Raw genomic sequence first — 419 nt, 5'->3', positions numbered from 1 at the left:
GTGAGGGGCCCCAGCGTGACGCCTACTCCCGCGCCGCCGACGTACTGCTCATGTTCGGGTACCGGTCCCCCGCCACCTGGCCCGCGATCGGCTCCAGCAGGTCCAGCTCCTCCGCCGTCAGCGTCAGCCGGGTCGCCGCCACGTTCTCCAGCAGGCGGCTGCGCTTACGGGTGCCGGGGATCGGGACCACGGTCAGGCCGTGCACCTGCGCCCGCTGCTGCACCCAGGCGAGCGCGACCTGCGCGGCCGTCACCCCGCGAGCGGCGGCGATCTTGTGGACCGGCTCCAACAGGGCCGCGTTCGTACGGGCGTTGTCGCCGGTGAAGCGCGGCTGATACTTGCGGAAGTCGCCCTCGGACAGGTCCTTGCCCGCGTCGGTGAAGGCCCCGGTGAGGAAGCCGCGGCCGAGCGGTGAGTAC

Annotated in this window: 1 protein-coding gene; it reads right to left on the bottom strand. The window is 72.8% G+C overall.

Going from position 1 to position 419, the window contains the following annotated elements:
* Window positions 1-22: 22 nt before the first annotated feature.
* Window positions 23-419, bottom strand: a 397-nt coding sequence (locus tag G3I71_RS48540) for an aldo/keto reductase (RefSeq protein ID WP_164325374.1), incomplete at its 5' end; no start/stop codon positions are given.

The sequence above is a fragment of the Streptomyces sp. SID12501 genome (assembly GCF_010550245.1).
Classification (GTDB): Bacteria; Actinomycetota; Actinomycetes; order Streptomycetales; family Streptomycetaceae; genus Streptomyces.
Note: the sequence above shows the minus strand (reverse complement) of the source record. Positions and strands in the feature narration are given on the sequence as shown.